Raw genomic sequence first — 15238 nt, 5'->3', positions numbered from 1 at the left:
AACGCTGTCAGCACGGCTGTGTCACAAAGGCAAGCCGAGAGATCGTCGCGCACCCATCATCGCGCAGCCAAGGAAGAACATCATGATATTCGCATCCACCCGCCTCATCGCCGCCGATATCAACAGCATGGTGGCCTTTTATGAGCTTGTGACCGGCTGCCGCGCCGAATGGCTTGCGCCCGCCTTCGCCGAGATCGTCATGCCAGGCGCCACACTCGCCATCGGCAGCGCGGAAACGGTGGCCTTGTTCAGCGAGGGCAGCGCCGAGCCGGGAGCCAATCGCACGGCCATTCTCGAATTCATGGTGTCGGATGTCGATGCGGAATTCGCCCGGCTCAAGGACCGGGTCACGGTCGTACGCCCAAGGATCTGCCATGGGCCAACCGGACAGCGCAGTTTGCCGACCCCGAGGGGACCCGCATCGCCCTCTATACGCCTGTCACCGAGGCCGCCAGACAGCGTTTCGCCGGCCGTTGATGCTGGCCAGGGCGAGGGGTCTCACTCCAGCACCAGCCATCCCGAATAGCGCACCACCAGCCCGGTCAGCCGCCCGCCGATCTCGACGTGGAAGTGGAAGCGCCCATCGCGCTCCTCCTCGTAGGTATCGCCGCCCGGCGCCAAAAACAGCGGCAGCGGGATGCCGCAGAAGCGCCAGCCGCGCACGATGAGCCTGAGCTTCTGCCCCTCCGGCACCAGCGCCAGCAGCACCCGGAACGGCCCGAACACCTCGACGAGCAGGTGGCTATCGCGGCCGGGGCCGGCGGCCTGCCAGCTGCGGAAGGTCTTGCTGCCGAAACTGCGCGTCCAGATCTCCCGCTCGCCCTCGGCGACAAAGCGCACCGCGACCGGCACATCCTCGCCGGCGGCGGGAAAGCCGATGAGGCCGGCGATCAGCCGGGCGAGGAGACCGCTGCCGCGCTCGATCCGCGCCCGGCCGGAGGCAAGCCGGGTGCCGCCCGCATGGATCGCCGCCAGCGCCGGCGGCAGCTTCTCCCAGGCGTTGCCGAGAATGCGCCGGTAGAGCGGCTGGGCCTCTTCCTGGTGATCCAGCCGGACGCCCGAGGCGATGGAGAACTGGCTGAAGGCCGCTTCGAAATCCGCAAGGGACAATTCCCCCGCCGCCGGCCGGGCGCCGCTTTCCGGCCGTTGGCCGTCGAGCAGCCGGCGCACCAGCAGCTCGACGCCGAGAACCGGGATGAACGGCCCGTCATCACCTTCGGCAATCAGCGACCAGTCCGCCGTCAGCCGCCGCCCCTCATGATCGACGCCGCCCAGGCGCACGAACATGCCGCCGCGATGCGCGCCGGCGGCGAAGCGATGGCTGGCCGCCTGCAGCGCCCGGGCGAACGGCGTGAGCGACGGCAGCAGCCCGATCTCGACCAGCCGGGCGGCAAATCTCAAGAGCCGCTGCAGCGCCTGCGGCTCGGTGCCGACGCCGGTGAAGGTGGATTGCAGGCCGGCAAAACGATCAGGCAGCAGCGCCAGGTCGGGCGCATCCACCAGCAGGAAGCTGCGGCTGGCGAGCGGCGCCACGCCGGGCGGCGCGATCGTCACCCGCATCTCGTCGATCAGCCCGCGCCCCTTGGCCGGCTGCCCCTCGCGCAGCAGCGCCACCGGCCTGCCGGCATAACTGGCGATCGCCCGGACGACATTGAGGCCGATCCTGACATGCGCCGACGGGGCAATGCCGGCCGCGACGCTGTCGACGCGGGCAAAATGCGGCGCCATCGCCTCCAGCGCCGCGAAGGAGAGGGCCGGCAGGCTGCTCAGCCCCGAGAGCACGAAGATGCCTTTCGCCTTCGCCTCGGCATCGAGCCCACTGACGCCGGCGACGAAACCGGTGCTGTCGGCGAGATCGGCATAATCGATGCCGAGCTCGATGCAGGCCCGCACCACCTTGTAGCCATCGCCGGTGAAGCTCTGGAACGGCCCGGAGGCATCGACGACGAGATCGGGCCTCAGCCGCGTCAGCTGCTCCCGGAGATCGCCGTCACGATCGAACACCACCGCCTGCAGCCAGGCGCCGAGATCGTTGCCGCCGAGCCGCCCGGCGCCGCCTTTCGGCGATCGCATATCGAAGACGAAATCATCGGCCTTTTCGAGCGAACGGCCGGCGATCAGCAGCCTGAGCCGCGGCTCCTCGCCGAGCAGCCGGGCGAGCCGGCCGCCGAAGGCGCCGTAGCCGCCGATGATCAGCAGGGAAAAGGTGCCGCCGCTCATGCGATGAAGCGGCCGCGCTGCTCCGGCGTCGGCACCATGCAGCTCTGCCGTCCGGCAATCTTCAGCCGGTTGCGGGCGATGAATTCATAAAGCGCGTCCGCCGCGCGCCGCGGCATGAGCCGGAAGAGCTTCACCAGCGAATAGGGAAAGCCGAGCCCGGCCACCATGCGGATCGAGCCATCCGACTTGAAGAAGGCGCGGCCCTTCTCGATGAGGATATTGGTTTCGTAATCGCGGCAATCGAGCCCGTAATGCCGGTAGAGCGCCTGCCCGAGCGACGACTGTGCCGCGACGAAGCGGTAGCGCTGCCGCCTGTCGTGCTTCAGCGCGAATTTCACCCAGCCGGAGCAGAAGACGCATTCGCCATCGAAAACGATGAGCGGCCGGTCATCGGCGAAGGCGGGAACGGCGGGATCGGTGCGATAGCTGTAATCGGCGCGGCCCATGCTGATCTCCCTCCGCCTCTCCTTTACCCCGGCCAATAGCGCGCGGCAAGCGAGGGCGGCCCATCCGCCGCAACCTCGCCGCGCTCCATGAGATGCTCGATATGGGCGAGCACGGAAAGCGCGGCCGCGCCATGCAGCTTCGGATCGGTATCGCGATAGATCGCCTTCACCATCTCCGCAATCTCCCGATCGCCGGCCGCAACCCGCGCCAGCACTGCCTGCTCGCGCCCGAGGCGATGCGCCTTCAGCGCCGGCAGGAAAGTCTTCGGCTCGTTGACCGGCCCGCCATGGCCGGGCAGCAGCAGGGCGTCTTCGCGTGTAATCAGCCTGTCGAGCGAGGCCATGTAATCCGCCATCGCCCCATCCGGCGGTGCGACGATCGAGGTCGACCAGGCCATGACATGATCGCCTGAAAAGAGGATGTCGCGGCCGTCGAGCGCGAAGGCGGCATGATTGGCCGTATGCCCCGGCGTCAGCACCGCTGTCAGCGCCCAGCCGTCACCCGTTATCGTCTCCCCATCGTCGAGCGTGATATCCGGCACGAAATCCATATCCGAGCTTTCGGCAAAGGGATTGACCTCGCCCTCCCGCAGCCGCCGCGCCGGCCGGTGCGGCCCTTGCCCCACCGTCACCGCCCCGGTTGCCGCCTGCAGCCTGCGGGCAAGCGGCGAGTGATCGCGATGGGTATGGCTGACGAAGATATGCGTCACCTCCCGCCCGCCGATCGCGGCCATCAGCGCCTGATAATGCGCCTCGTCCTCCGGCCCGGGATCGATGATGCCAAGCGAGGAAGAGCCGACGAGATAGCTGTTGGTGCCGAAAAAGGTGAAGGGCCCGGGATTTTCCGCCGTGACCCGCGCGATGCCGGAAACAATCGGCACGGCCCGCCCATAGGCCGGCTCGAAAGCAAGGTCGAATGCGGGACTTTCCATGCGGGACGATGATCTCAGGTTGATAATATCGCGGCATGCTAGCACACCGCCCGCCGCTTCGCGCGCAGAAATCTGCCGCAGGCGCAACTTAGTCATTGTGACAGGCAAAGAGCTTTGCTAATCAGGCGTCGATTTGTGAGCAAGCGGTTCGCCGCTCAAGCTCTGGTGGGGCGTAGCCAAGCGGTAAGGCAGCGGTTTTTGGTACCGCCATCCCCTGGTTCGAATCCAGGCGCCCCAGCCACTACTCTATCGGTTCTGCACATTGGGTTCGCGCGATCACTTTGTTGTCCGGTGGAGTATACTCTTGTGGACACCCCCTATACCCGCCGTTATGCCGCCTTGGTGCACGGCGCGGCCGATACCAGTCGGTATGATCGCATTACCGCCTTGGGTTACGTAGCTCATTGCCGTTGAAGCCGTATGAGGGAAATGGCTGCGCGAAGAGGCTTAAATACCCTCTCGTAAAATTTTCTGGTTTTTCTGATCGTAGTTTGCGCGACTTTCACGCAAACGGATTGGAAGCGTGGTCGAGGCCAGTTCACACAGGTTGCTCGTACTATCTGGGGCCGACGGTCGCTCTCCATCCCTGTCATCTGGCTTTGTCACGGCATCTTTAAATTATCGCTACGCATGGTAGAAGCGTAAAAAATATGACGGATTCGCGTAGTGGAACAGCTTGAAAAACCAGAAGCAATTTCAACCGGCACCGACTTAGCTGTTGCGCTGGGCTGGCCGTCTGATGGTTTGGAAACACGTAAGATCGCGGTCGGTAAGCGTGAGCTGACTGTAGAAACCGCCAATCTTCAGGGTGAAGGTGCTGTTATGTTCACTCGCCTAGATGATCAGGCGACGCGACAAGAGCTGGATATGGTGGCCTTATATGGGTATCACTCATCCTGCCCTTGGGGCATTGTAGCTGACGAGCAGGGCATTCATGTTCTAAGTTCTCGATGGCTGCGAGAAAATGACTGGTATCGCCTTCCTCCTATACAGTGGGGGGAGGTGACAAAGTCTGTGGAATTGCTCAGTGCTTTTGCGCCTGCCGGTGTCAGAAGTAGTGCGCCGCAGCGCAGCCTGCTGGCTCTAGAGGAACCAACGACATTTCTACAGGCGGTAGACGACGCTCTTGTAGATAGACTCGACAATTGGCGCGACCGAGCCGTTCGATATTCCAGAGGAGCTGTCACTAAGGTCGATGAACAACTACAGACCTTGTACGCTCAATTGTTTGTTCTGCGTACGATTGAAGACCGGGGCTTGGACGACACAATTCCGCCTGCTCTAGAAGCGTGTGTAGCGTCGGATGGGTTTGATTTCGGCCGCTGGGAGACGATCTACGAACGTGCGAAGGCACGGATTGGTAGCGATCTTTTCACGGAAAACGTCGCCAAAGATATTGAGCCATTCATTCTTTCCGGCATCGTTCGGGACTTGTATTTCCCGAAGCGTATTCCCGGGCGCGATGTTCGCTATGACTTCTCTTGGATCAGCGCGGATGTACTCGGACTAGCCTACGAGAAATACCTCTCTACCGTACTGCAACCTGCACCTCTGCCTGCACAAACTGAAATGTTCGCCCAGCCTCAAAGAGGTGTGGAACGTTTGAGTGTCAGGAAATCGGCTGGGGCGTTTTATACACCAAGATTTCTAACTGGTTATCTGGCTGGTAGTTGCATCAGGCGTTTCTACGAAGACGCTGCCCCTGATGCCATTCCGGACATAATCGATTTTGCATGTGGCTCGGGCTCCTTTCTAGTCGCTGCTGTGGACCATCTGCTAGGCCATCTCAAAAGGCATGATTCATCGCAGCCTTGGGCACGTAAGCTTATCGAAGGCGGTCACATCGCGGGTATCGACGTCGATCCGAAGGCAGTGACGGCCGCGCGGCTGCATGTCTGGCAGCGAATGATTGAAGAGCCCGACGCATTGCCGTTGCCGAATCTATCAAATGTCATTCGCGTGGGTGATGGGTTGGCTCCTGGAACGTGGGATAACCTTAATAAGCAGTATGACATCGTCCTCGGCAACCCACCCTTTCTGGCGACGTCACTCGTAGCCAACAGAGATAGACTTGAAGCAGAGTTTGAAACTGCGAAGGGGCGCTATGATTTTTCGTCGCTATTTGTAGAGCAGGCTTTGAAAGTGCTGCGTGAGGGAGGCAGACTCGGGCTCGTTATCCCAAATAGACTATTCTTGAACAAAAGCGCCGAACCCCTACGGGGGCTGCTGTCCGTCAAATCTGCTGTTGACGTTATTGTCGACTTCGGCTCCACAAAAGTCTTTGACGCTGATGCGTATGTAGGCTGCATAATCGCCGAAAAGACTGATGGTCATGGAATTGTAAACCAGTCTGTGAGGGTGATTAGAGTACAGTCTCTTGAGCCGGATTATATGACCGCAGAGCTTTTCGGGGCCGAGGAACGTGACGTAGTCCTGGAGGGCGGAACTCTCAGATCATACAAGGCTCGTCAACCAGGGAAATCGCCGTGGTCGCTGTTATCTGTGGCTGAGCAACGTAACCGTATTGCGATGGACGAAATTTCCCTTCGGCTAGATTCAATTGCAACGGTTGCTCAGGGAATACGAACCGGTGCAAATGACTTGTTCATCCTCGACGTAGAGGACGACGACGGCACTGCACTTGCACGAGTAAGGAACGGGCTGGGCGAAAGTTGGTTTGTCGAGCGTGACTTGTTAGAACCTGTTGTCTTTGGCACAGAATTGCAGCGATACTCACTGACGGCCCCGTCGCGCAAGCTCCTTTATCCATATAGAAACAATGTTGCGCTGACAGAGACGGAGCTCAAGGAGCGCTATCCTCGGGCTTATGAATACTTTTATGCCTACAGAGAACTGCTGTCGGCGCGTTCCAGTTTGAAGGGAACAGGCTCAAACTACTATGAATTGATACGGCCTCGAGATGAAAGGTGGCTGCGATGCCCGAAGCTACTTATCCGAGACCTTGCTCCTGCTACCGCGTTTGCGCTCGATGAGCGTGGCACAGCGTTTATCGTAAGCGGGACCGCTGTCGTTCCCGCCGACCCTGAACTCTGCCTGCCACTTTGCGCCTATCTTAATAGCCAAGTGGTCAACTCCCTGATCAAGCAGCAGACTCCTTCATTCAGGGGCGATTTCCAGAAGTTTGAGCCGGGGGTTTTGTCCGCAATCCCCGTCCTTACGCCTATCGCAGAGGATGAGATGGTAGCTGGGCAGCTTCGCGAATTGGCGACTAGGCGGATGAAATGCTCAGAGGGGAGCACAGAGGGGAAGCTAATCGAGGAAGAAATAGATCGCTTCCTGATCGACCTTGCAGCGTCGCTGGGAGCCGACTTGGTCTTGTGATATGCCACTTTATCCAATCGAAGGAATCGAGCTGGACCTTCCGCGAAACCTCGCGATACTTGATTCCAATATTCTGATTGCATTGGCACTTCCCGACGATTCGCTTCACGCTGAGGTCGAACAATTCATTGAAGAACAGGACCAGTTCATATTCGGAGTGCCGCCGCCTGTGGTGGCAGAAGCCTGTAGTTTCATTATTGGCAAGAAGAAGCGACACGATCTCGCATTAAAACTTCTGCGATGGCTCCTTACCCCTGGTAGCGGAGTTATTTTGCTGCCAGCCCCCCACGGCCCTAGGGAAAGTGATATTCAGGCTTACCTGAATGCTGATTCTGCTTGGATGTTGAAGCATAAGCTCGATTATGTTGATGCGTATCTCATGCATATGGCTCATATGGTTACGGAATATTGCCAGCTCGCTCCTGGGTTAATCATCGTCACCAAGGACATGAAGGACTATCTACGTTGTTGGCAACAAGGATATTCTTTCAGTGTTTATGACATCACGCAAAGAGAAGTTTTGGATTTCTCTTGATGACCTGAATTGGTCTTTCATCGTTGAAAGTGTCACAGAGATACGGCTTCTCCCTCAATTTCCGGGGAAGCCCTACTAAAAGATGCATATTTGCGATCAAGCTGGCCGAACATTAGTACAAAACCCCGCGCTCTAGTGCATCTCGTTTTTCTTCAAGTCGGGTTAAGGCAGCGAATTGAGCGCTAGCGGCCAACTTGGTGGCCTCGGCATCCCAGGCGACAAAGAACCAGTCATACGCAGCCTTAATCTGGGGTGCAGCAGTTATTATCGCTTGCTCTTTACCGATCGCAAGCAGGGACAACCGGCACTGTTGCAACCTTTAGGCTTCCGTGCGATGCAGAGACACATAAGTGGGACATCGTGTCCCACTAGCCATCCCAGAAAGCCCAGCTGCTAAGGCTTTAACCGATGGTGGCCGCTCCCTCCTGCTTCACCATTGTTTTCCCGGCGGATGCGGGCTGGCAAGGGCCGACTGCTTCATCTCGCAGGCGCCAAACATTCCCCCGAGGACTCGCATGGCTCCTATTAAGGTTGAACATTCGATCCAGAGTCTCTTTGGCGAGTGTGGAGGATCTCGATAATCGACGGATATTACCCCTTGCCGGCTGCTTCAAACAACCGCACCCCCGTCAACCCCGCCAGCCTCTCCACCAGCGCCTCCTGAAACCCACGATCATTCACCTCCGCCGCCGCCTCCCGCTGCTGGCGGTGATACCAATACCCTCCGCTCACCTTCGCAGCCTCATCCTCGCTCGTCGCAAGCCATGTCTGCGTCAGGTGCCCCATCTCCAGATCATCAGGCGCGCCGGCGCCGCCCATCTTGGTCGGCACCCAGCCGGGGTCAACGGCGTTGCTGAGGACGTCGGGCCAGTGGCGGGCGATGGCGGCGGAAAGGGTGGCGATGTAGAGCTTGCTTTCGGAATAGGCCTGGCTGGCGCTCCAGGGCCGCTTCTTCCAGTCGATATCGTCAAGCGCGCTGCTGCCGCTGCGGTGCATGCCGCTGGTGAGATAGATCAGCCGGTGGGGCCTCGTGATCCAGGCGGTGAGGAGATAGGGGGCGAGCGTGTTGACCGCCAGGGTTTTGGCGTGGCCTTCGGGCGTTTCGCCGCGGCTCTTCTCGAGGTAGATGCCGGCATTGTGGATGATGGCGTCCATGCGGCCGATGGCGTTGACCTGGTCAGCGATCGAGCGGGTTTGCTCGGCGCTGGCGAGGTCGCCGATGACGAGGCCGAGGGCGGCGGCGGAGGTCTCGGCGATGGCGGCGGCGCGTTCGCGGGAGCGGGCGTGGAGGACGACCTCGTGGCCTTCGCGGATCAGGGTGCGGGCGGCGGCGAGGCCGAGGCCATCGGTGGAACCGGTGATGAAGATGCGGCTCATGGGGGTTCCTTTCGCGAGGGGGCGTGGGCTGGGTGCAGAGTGATAGGGTGGGGGTGCTTGGGTCAAGCCCTGGGGGACGGAGGGTGGGGAGGCGCGATTGGCAAGAGGCGAGATGGTGGAGCAAGTCTGGCCGGCGTGTGGGTGCGGGGAGGCTGGAGCTTGGCAGGGCGCCCCCACACACTCCGTCATCCCAGGCCTTGAGCCTGGGATCCACTCGCAGCACTCGGCGTACATGCGTTCACGCATAGGATGCCCCCTGCCGCTCCGTCTGACACGGCGAGCACAATGCTCGGGCATGGATCCCAGGGTCAAGCCCTGGGATGACGGAGAGGGGGGTGGGGTTTAGGCCGGAACCGCAAGGCCGTCACTCGGATGATGCCGCTCCGTCTGACACGGCGAGCACAATGCTCGGGGGGGGCATGGATCCCAGGCTCAAGGCCTGGGATGACGGAGTGTGTGGTGGCGGTGCGGCGAACACGGCAACGTTGGTCCGCCGCTCCACCCCGCCATTTCAACACCCTCACGTCCCTTGCCGCCGCAGCTCCGCGCCTGCCGCAATCGTCTGCACCAGCTCGTCCACCTCGCGTGCCAACCGTTCCAGCGGCAATCCCACGAAGCGGCCTTCGAGGCTGATGCTGACCACCCCATGCACCGCGCCGAAGAGGGTGCGGGCGCGGATGGCGCGGTCTTCGGCGGGCATGTCGGGCTGCAGTTCGGCGAGGGGTTCGGCGATCACGTCCATCAGGAAGAGGTGTTCGTCGAGGTGCCATTGCGGCGTCGGGCTGGTGGCGGGGGGGAAGTGGTCGAACAGCGCCTTCCAGAGATTGCGGTGTTCCACCGCGAAGGCGAGGTAGCCCTGGGCGAGGTTGCGCAGGCGATCGGTCGGGCTTTTGCCCCTGGCCTCGTCAAGCGTCAGCCTCGCTTCGAGCGCCTTCAGCGTCGCGGAATTCACATGGATGACGAGCTCGGCGAGGTCGGTGAAGACGGTGTAGAGGCCGCCGAGCGCGCAGCCGGCATCCTGGGTGATGTCGCGGGCGCGCAGGTTGGCAAGCCCGTCGCGGGCGATGCGCTCGCGCGCCGCCTCGATCAGCCGCGCCTTCAAATCCTCGCGTTTTTCTTCTCGTCTGCCGGCCATTAACCATTTCCCTTCGAATTCTTGAACGACGTTCAAAAATTGTCTTGAACGTCGTTCATGATTCTGCCATAACTCGTCTCGTGAACAACGTTCATAAACCGGAGGAAGGAAATGTTCAAATTGATTTCCACATTGCTGCGGGGCAGGGCGCATGCTGCCGAGCAGGCCTTCGCCGATCGCAACGCCGTGCCGCTGCTGGCCCAGCAGATCCGAGATGCCGCCCAGTCGATCCAGTCGGCGCGGCGCAGCGTCGCCGTCGCCATCGCCCAGAACGAGCAGGAGAAGGCGCAGCATCAGACGATCCTTTCCCGCATCGCCGATCTCGAGACCCGCGCCACCGCGGCCCTCACCAGGGGCAATGAGGGGCTGGCGCGGGAAGCGGCCGAGGCGATCGCCTTTCTCGAGGCCGAGCGCGATGCGTCGGAACAGGCGCAAAGCCAGTTCACCACTTCGATCGCCAAGCTGAAGGGCATCGTCAGGGATGCCGAGGCGCGGCTGCAGGCGCTGCAGCGCGGCGAGCGGCTGGCCCGCGCCACTCAGGAGGCGCAGAAGCTCGATATCGCAGTCGCCGGTCCCGGCCTGGCCACCCTCGACGAGGCCGAGGAGACGCTGGCCCGCCTTCGCCTGCGCCAGAGCCAGAACGAGCTGACGGCGGCGGCGCTGAAGGAGATGGAAAGCGCCACGCGGCCGGCCGGCATCATCGAAAAGCTTGCCAATGCCGGCTGCGGCGCGCCGCTCACCTCATCGGCCGATGAGGTGCTCGCCCGACTGAAGAGCCGCATCACGCCGGCCGCCTGACATCGTCATCCCACCATCCACCCCTCAAAATTAAAGGGTCACTGCTATGAACGACAGTTTCCAGAAACACTCCGCCAGCTGGGTCAGCTTCTCCTACATCTCCTTCGGCGCCGCCGCCTTCATGCTGGCGCTCGGCCTCTACATGATGCCGCTCGATCTCTGGGGGAAGGGCTATCTCGCCATGGGCATATTGATGCTGGTGCAGACGACGGTGAACATCACCAAGACGCTGCGCGACAATGCCGAATCCGAGAAGCTGATCCGCAAGGTCGAAGATGCCCGCACCGAAAAGCTGCTGGTCAACTTCAATCGTAACGGTGAAGATTGATCTTCCTTAACCACATCGCAGAGTTGTTATCGCACTCAACTTTTGCGTAACAACTCTGTGGCCTTCTCTGCCCACGAAAAGAGGGTCTCGCCGTGCAACACAATCTGATGACATCGAGGAAATTCGCGCCGCTGTTCTGGACGCAGTTCCTGACCGCCTTCAACGACAATTTCCTGAAGAATACGCTGGTCTTCCTCATCCTCTTCAAGATGTCGGCAAGCGAGGGCGCGGCGCTGGTGACGCTCGCGGGCGTCATCCTCATCGTGCCCTTCCTGCTGCTTTCCGCACTCGGCGGCGAAATCGCCGACAAGCACGACAAGGCCAAGGTGGCGGAACTGCTGAAACGCTGCGAGATCGCGGTCGCCGCCCTTGCCGTTATCGGCCTCGCCTTTTCCTCGATTTTTGTGCTGATGGCGGCCCTCTTCGGCTTCGGCATCGTCTCGGCGCTGTTCGGGCCGATCAAATACGGCATCCTGCCCGATCATCTCGAACGCCGCGACCTGCCGAAGGCCAATGCCTGGATCGAGGGCGGCACCTTCATCGCCATCCTCGGCGGCACCATCATCGCCGCACTGGCTTTTTCCAGCGGCGACAATGTCATCCTCTTCGGCTCGATGATGATGGGGCTGTCGGTGCTCTGCTGGCTGTCGGCCCGGATGATCCCGGCGACCGGCTCCAAGGCGCCGGATCTTCAGATCGACCGCAACGTCATCCGCTCCAGCTACACGCTGGTCATGGAAATCCGTCAGGACAAGCGGCTGTGGCGCTCGGCGCTGATGAACTGCTGGTTCTGGCTGGTCGGCGCCTTCATCCTCTCCATCCTGCCGACCATGGTGACCGAGCTGCTCGGCGGCTCCGAGCTCGTTGTACCCGCCTATCTCACGGTGTTCGCGATTGCCGTCGCCGTCGGTTCGGGCATTGCCGCCTGGATGTCGGCGGGCCGCGTCGTGCTGTTGCCGGCCCCCGTCGGCACGGCGCTGCTCGGCCTCTTCAGCCTCGATCTCGCCTGGAACCTCTGGGGCCTCACCTCGACCTCGCACGCGACGACGATCCTCGATTTCTTCGCCGGCGAAAATACCATCCGCGTCGCCATCGATCTCGCCGGCATGGCGATCTCGGGCGCCTTCATCGCCGTGCCGACCTTCGCCGCCCTGCAGACATGGGCGCATGAGGATCACCGCGCCCGCGTCATCGGCGCCGCCAATGTGCTGTCTGCGCTGTTCATCACCGTCGGCCTCGGTTTGGTCGCCGCCATCCAGGCGCTCGGGGCCTCCATTCCGCAGATTCTGATCGGCCTCGGCATCGTCAATTTCGGCGTCGCCTGGCTGATGCTGAAGACGCTGCCGACCAATGCCTTCCGCGATTTCATCTCGATCCTGTTCCGCGCCTTCATGCGCCTCGAGGTCGAGGGGCTGGAGAATATCAAGAAGGCCGGCCCGGCGCCGATCATTGCGCTGAACCATGTCAGCCTGCTCGACGGCGCGCTCGCGCTCGCCATCACCGAGGAGGAGCCGACCTTCGCCGTCGATTACAAGATCGCCCAGGCCTGGTGGGTGCGCCCCTTCCTGAAAATGTGCAAATTCCTGCCGCTCGACCCGACCAAGCCGATGGCGACACGCTCGCTGATCAAGGTGGCGCAGGAAGGCAATGCGATCGGCATCTTCCCCGAGGGCCGGCTGACGGTGACCGGCACGCTGATGAAGGTCTATGACGGCGCCGCCATGGTCGCCGACAAGACAGGCTCGATGGTGGTGCCGGTCAAGATCGACGGGCTGGAAAAGACCTATTTCTCCTATCTCGACGACGGCAAGATCCGCCGCCGGCTGTTCCCCAAGGTCAAGGTCACCATTCTCGAGCCGGTCAAGCTCGAAGTGCCCACGGAGCTGAAGGGCCGCAAGCGCCGCACGGCGGCCGGCGCCGCACTCTACCAGGTGATGTCGAACCTGCTCTTCCGCACCGCCGATACCTCGTCGACCGTGCTCGAGCGGGTCATCCGCGCCGGCCACGAATTCGGCATGAAGAAGCCTGCGGTCGAGGATCCGGTCACCGGCCGGCTGACCTATGGCAAGCTCCTGACCGGGGCGGCCGTGCTCGGCGCCAAGTTCCGCGCCCGTTTCCCCGAGCAGAACCTCGGGATCATGCTGCCGAATGCCAATGGCGCCGCCGCCACCCTTCTCGCCGTCATGAGCGCGGGCAAGGTGCCGGCGATGCTGAACTTCACCGCCGGTGCCGCCAATCTCCTCTCGTCCTGCAAGGCGGCCGAGGTGAAACACGTGCTGACCTCGCGCGCCTTCGTCGCCCAGGCCAAGCTCGGCCCCGTCGTCGAGGAGCTGGAGAAGCAGCTGACCATCGTCTGGCTCGACGATCTCAGAGACGAAATCGGCCTCAAGGACAAGCTCCTCGGGCTCCTCCGCAAGGCGCGGCCGCTGGTGAAGCGCCAGGCCGACGATCCGGCCGTCATCCTCTTCACCTCGGGCTCGGAAGGCACGCCGAAGGGCGTGGTGCTGACCCACCGCAACGTGCTGTCGAACGCCGCCCAGGCCGCCGCCCGCATCGATTTCCACAGCGGCGACAAGGTGTTCAACATCCTGCCCGTCTTCCATTCCTTCGGGCTGACGGCCGGCACCGTGCTGCCGCTGATCTCGGGCGTGCCGGTCTATTTCTATCCGTCGCCGCTGCATTACCGCATCGTGCCGGAGCTGATCTATGTCTCCAACGCCACGATCATCTTCGGCACCGATACCTTCCTCAACGGTTATGCCAGGACGGTGCACCCCTACGATTTCCGCTCGATCCGCTACATCTTCGCCGGCGCCGAGCCGGTGAAGGCGGCAACCCGCCACACCTATATGGAAAAATTCGGCCTGCGCATCCTCGAAGGTTACGGCGTCACCGAGACCGCGCCTGTGATCTCCATCAATACGCCGATGTACAACCGCTCCGGCACGGTCGGCAAGATCCTGCCGGGCATGGAATGGAAGCTCGAACCGGTGCCCGGCATCGATGAGGGCGGCCGCCTGCATGTGCGTGGCGCTAATGTCATGGCCGGCTATCTCCGTGCCGAAAAGCCCGGCGTGCTCGAGCCGCTCGCCGATGGCTGGCACGACACCGGCGACATCGTCAGCATCGACGAGGACGGCTTCGTCAGCATCCGCGGCCGGGCCAAGCGCTTCGCCAAGATCGGCGGCGAGATGGTGTCGCTGGCGGCGATCGAGGCGCTCGCCGCCGAACTCTGGCCGGCCGCGCTCTCGGTCGTCTCCTCGCTGCCCGACCCCAAGAAGGGCGAGCGCCTGGTGCTGCTCACCGACGCGCCGACCGCCACCCGCGCCGAATTCCTCGCCTTCGCCAAGTCGAAGGGCGCGATGGACATGATGGTGCCGGCCGAGGTCACCATCGGCAAGGTGCCGGTGCTGGGCTCCGGCAAGGTCGATTTCGTCGCCGCGCGCAAGCTGGCGGAAGGGGCGGCTGAGAAGGAAGAGGCGGCGTGAGCGCCGGCGTTGGGCGGGGGAGGGCGCCAGCTCTCCTCCGTCGACAGACGCGCCGCCGGCACAGCCTGTGCGGCGCCGCTTTTGCCGTCGCTTCATCGCCGCCGCTGGCGATGCTTCGCGGCACCACCTCGCTTCCGCGTTGGCGCACTTATGCATCCCAGCCACACCCCTCGTCCGCGTCGGCTTATGCGTCCGGGCACCACCTCTCCTCCGTCATCCCAGGGCTTGACCCTGGGATCCATGCGCAGAGCACCACAGAAGACACAACCGCCATCACCACAGCGTAAGATAGAGATCGTCCCACTCGGGATTCATCGCCTCGACCAGGTCGATCTTCCATTGCCGGTTCCACCGTTTCAATGATTTCTCGCGCTGGATGGCGCTGCCGATGTCCCAATGCTCCTCGTACCAGACGAGGCGGGTGCAGCCATATTTCCAGGCAAAGCCCGGTGTCAGTCCTTCGCGATGCTCGTAGATGCGGCGCTCCAGATCGGATGTCACGCCGATATAGAGGGTGCCGTTTTTCTGGTTGGTGACGATGTAAACATATCCTGCCATGTGGGCAGAGTGCTTGGCTGTGGATCCCAGGGTCAAGCCCTGGGATGACGGAGTGTGGGGTGGCGATGTTGCCAAACGC

The 15238-nt window shown here is 62.1% G+C and carries 11 protein-coding genes, 1 tRNA gene and 1 pseudogene; 7 read left to right on the top strand and 6 right to left on the bottom strand.

Features of this window, described 5'->3' with window-relative positions; genetic code table 11:
* Positions 1-82: 82 nt before the first annotated feature.
* Positions 83-477 (top strand): annotated as a pseudogene (locus HJB91_RS07460) (VOC family protein).
* 21 nt (positions 478-498) lie between these two features.
* On the opposite strand, the gene HJB91_RS07455 reads toward HJB91_RS07460, so the two are convergent.
* The 3 genes from HJB91_RS07455 to HJB91_RS07445 are packed head-to-tail and all read right to left on the bottom strand — an operon-like array spanning position 499 to position 3598.
* Positions 499-2220 carry an SDR family oxidoreductase gene (locus HJB91_RS07455; protein ID WP_221154199.1) on the bottom strand — a complete coding sequence of 574 codons (1722 nt, stop codon included), beginning with the start codon at positions 2218-2220 and terminating at the stop codon, positions 499-501.
* Positions 2217-2666 carry a thiol-disulfide oxidoreductase DCC family protein gene (locus HJB91_RS07450; RefSeq protein ID WP_221154197.1) on the bottom strand — a complete coding sequence of 150 codons (450 nt, stop codon included), beginning with the start codon at positions 2664-2666 and terminating at the stop codon, positions 2217-2219. Before HJB91_RS07450 ends, HJB91_RS07455 begins: the two co-directional genes overlap by 4 nt.
* Before the next feature lie 23 nt (positions 2667-2689).
* A complete protein-coding gene (locus HJB91_RS07445; protein ID WP_221154184.1) occupies positions 2690-3598 on the bottom strand; it encodes an MBL fold metallo-hydrolase in 909 nt (302 codons plus the stop codon).
* Positions 3599-3764: 166 nt separating this feature from the next.
* Here HJB91_RS07445 and HJB91_RS07440 point away from each other — a divergent pair.
* The 3 genes from HJB91_RS07440 to HJB91_RS07430 all read left to right on the top strand — a co-directional run bounded on the left by HJB91_RS07440 (position 3765) and on the right by HJB91_RS07430 (position 7475).
* Positions 3765-3839, top strand: a tRNA-Gln gene (locus HJB91_RS07440).
* Between the two features lie 425 nt (positions 3840-4264).
* The gene (locus HJB91_RS07435) at positions 4265-6940 is read left to right on the top strand and encodes an Eco57I restriction-modification methylase domain-containing protein (protein ID WP_221154181.1); all 2676 of its coding nucleotides are present in this window, start codon (positions 4265-4267) and stop codon (positions 6938-6940) included.
* A gap of 1 nt (position 6941) precedes the next feature.
* Entirely contained in the window at positions 6942-7475 is a 534-nt protein-coding gene (locus HJB91_RS07430) for a PIN domain-containing protein (RefSeq protein ID WP_221154171.1), read from the top strand.
* Positions 7476-8066: 591 nt separating this feature from the next.
* Here HJB91_RS07430 and HJB91_RS07425 read toward each other — a convergent pair.
* Positions 8067-8852 carry an SDR family NAD(P)-dependent oxidoreductase gene (locus HJB91_RS07425; RefSeq protein WP_221154161.1) on the bottom strand — a complete coding sequence of 262 codons (786 nt, stop codon included), beginning with the start codon at positions 8850-8852 and terminating at the stop codon, positions 8067-8069.
* Positions 8853-9372: 520 nt separating this feature from the next.
* Positions 9373-9987, bottom strand: a complete 615-nt coding sequence (locus HJB91_RS07420; protein ID WP_221154152.1) for a TetR/AcrR family transcriptional regulator — start codon at positions 9985-9987, stop codon at positions 9373-9375.
* A gap of 111 nt (positions 9988-10098) precedes the next feature.
* Between HJB91_RS07420 and HJB91_RS07415 the strand changes: the two genes are divergently transcribed.
* The 3 genes from HJB91_RS07415 to HJB91_RS07405 all read left to right on the top strand — a co-directional run bounded on the left by HJB91_RS07415 (position 10099) and on the right by HJB91_RS07405 (position 14601).
* A complete protein-coding gene (locus HJB91_RS07415; protein WP_221154150.1) occupies positions 10099-10785 on the top strand; it encodes a PspA/IM30 family protein in 687 nt (228 codons plus the stop codon).
* 46 nt (positions 10786-10831) lie between these two features.
* Positions 10832-11113 (top strand): YiaA/YiaB family inner membrane protein, encoded by a 282-nt coding sequence (locus HJB91_RS07410; RefSeq protein ID WP_221154137.1) that lies wholly within the window; start codon positions 10832-10834, stop codon positions 11111-11113.
* A 92-nt stretch (positions 11114-11205) separates the two neighbouring features.
* Positions 11206-14601: an acyl-[ACP]--phospholipid O-acyltransferase gene (locus HJB91_RS07405; RefSeq protein ID WP_221154135.1), complete on the top strand. Its 3396-nt coding sequence runs from the start codon at positions 11206-11208 to the stop codon at positions 14599-14601.
* A 273-nt stretch (positions 14602-14874) separates the two neighbouring features.
* Here the strand turns inward: HJB91_RS07405 and HJB91_RS07400 are convergent, their stop codons facing one another.
* Positions 14875-15159 carry a GIY-YIG nuclease family protein gene (locus HJB91_RS07400; protein WP_020920629.1) on the bottom strand — a complete coding sequence of 95 codons (285 nt, stop codon included), beginning with the start codon at positions 15157-15159 and terminating at the stop codon, positions 14875-14877.
* Between the last annotated feature and the right edge of the window lie 79 nt (positions 15160-15238).

Origin of the sequence: Rhizobium sp. NLR10b (assembly GCF_019685435.1) — a bacterium.
In the GTDB taxonomy this organism is placed as follows: domain Bacteria; phylum Pseudomonadota; class Alphaproteobacteria; order Rhizobiales; family Rhizobiaceae; genus Rhizobium.
This window is presented reverse-complemented; position numbering and strand designations above follow the sequence as displayed.